This window comes from Pedobacter sp. 01T416_2 (assembly GCF_056398925.1).
In genome coordinates, this window is sequence record NZ_JBFTQI010000912.1 from 1 (window position 1) to 2,157 (window position 2,157).

General features: G+C 38.1%; 1 protein-coding gene. It reads right to left on the reverse strand.

What is annotated here, in order from left to right; genetic code table 11:
• Nucleotides 1–136: 136 nt before the first annotated feature.
• A partial coding sequence (locus AC1DPQ_RS25750) for a SusC/RagA family TonB-linked outer membrane protein (RefSeq protein ID WP_477611310.1) occupies nt 137–2,157 on the reverse strand: 2,021 nt, incomplete at its 5' end.

Consider the following 2,157-nt stretch of genomic DNA (forward strand, 5'->3'; position numbering starts at 1 on the left):
GCATAAACGGTTGCCGCAGTAACATCATTGGTGGGCAATACGTTTAAATCTCCTTTTTTGCATGAATTTAATGACAACAATAAAACACCTGATGCCAATATTATTTTAAATGAGTTTTTCATTTTTTGTCTCCTTATTAAAAACCAACATTAAAACCTAAAGTATACGTGCGCGGACGCGGATATAGGTTATAATCAATACCACCGCTCAACTCAGGATCTATACCATTGTACTTGGTTACGGTAAAAACATTTTGGCAGTTTGCGGATATCCTTAACGATGCTGTTCCGGTTTTAGATAACTTGCCGGCGTTGTAAGAAATACCTGCATTGTCCATTTTCAGGAATGAAGCGTTTTTAATATAATAATCACTTAAGAACTGGTTGTTCTGGAAATTGGTTGCCAGAAAATCTGTTGATGCATTGTTGATTACACCTGCCGGACTTAAGATATTCGCTCTGACACCAAAGTTTGATGAAACGTTATCATATATGTAGTTACCAAAGTTAGCCCTAAGCGACGTGGTAAAACTCCATTTCTTGTACGAAAAGGACGTATTGAAACCCAGGGTAATATTTGGATCAGGTGATTTATAAAAATACTGATCGCTGGTATTGATCACGCCATCTTTGTTTAGATCTTCATAAACACCTTCTAAAGGTTTTCCATCTGTGTTATACACTTGTTTGTATACGAAAAAAGATCCGGGGATTTGGTTAACGGCATTGTATTTTAAGGTAACACCGGTACCACCTGTAATATCGCCTGCACCAACTTTCGAAGCAGGATCTGGATTTAAGGTTAAATTGGTTACTTTTCTTTTGTTGTATGCAATGTTTACACCAAAATCCCAGCTGGTATTTTCGGTTTTGATTGCCGAGAAGTTTAAGCTTCCCTCAACACCTTTAACATCCATATTACCCACATTCGTTGTTAACTCGTTGTTAAAGTTCGTACCTACGGGAATATTGATTTTGCTTAAAAGATCAGAAGTCTTTTTGTAATACACATCGATACTTCCGTATAAACGGCCTTTCATAAAGCCATAATCCAAACCTGCATTATAGGTGGTAGTAGTTTCCCATTTCAGATCAGGATCGTAAGCTGCCGGAGTATAATAGTTATAAAAAGTATTACCGATCTGGTATTGGCCGGTATTGCTATTGGCATAATATTTAGATAGGTAATCGTAATAGCCAATACCATCTTTATTACCTGTTTGACCATAACTTAAACGGAGTTTTAAATCAGAAACCGATGAGCTGTTTTTCAAGAAATTCTCGTTTGAAATTCTCCAGGTAAAAGCAGCTGAAGGAAAATAGCCCCAACGGTTTTGCGCTGCAAATTTTGAAGAAGCATCAGCCCTTAATGTTCCAGATAAAATATATTTATCTGCCAAAGTATAAATAAACCTTCCGTAGTAAGAAAGTAATTTATCACGATCGGTAGAGAAAGGGAAAACAGGTGTTACCAACGCCTCTCCGGTGCCTTTGTAAGAAGTAAAGTTGAAACCGGTTTTCGAGTTATCGTAATATCCGTAACCTGCAGTTACATCAAAACGGCTTTTAATGCTCTCTACAGTGTGTGCATAGTTTAAATAAAACTCAGAAAGTTTGTTGGTTTCTGTATTCAAAGAATGGGTGTATGATCCTAAAGTTGAAATGCTCTGTGCAGCATAAACCGGAATACGCACATCACCATAACCTTTAGACAGATCGTAACCTAAATTTAAATTAGCGTGCAATTCTGGTAAAAAGTGGAAAGAGTAATCGAAACGTGCGTTACCAAAACTTCTTTCGGCATTACCATTGTTATCGTTCAGCCTGATTAAACCTACYGGGTTGCGAGGTGCATTCGGATTTACCGTACCATCGCTTCTTAACCATTCGAAGTAGTTACCAAAGCTATTACTTGCGTTTACTGATTGTGTTGGATCGAACTGGATAGCAGCACCAACAGCACCGGCATTGGCAAAATGCGACTGGGTTAACGCACCTTTTAAGTTTAAGTCGATTTTTAAATGATCCTGGAATAATTTTGGCGAAATGCTGATTGCACCGGTTCCACGAGAAAAATGATCGGTAATCAAAAGGCCTTGCTGATCTAAATAACCAGCAGAAACACGGTAAGGAACCCCTTTAAATGAGCCTGCAATGC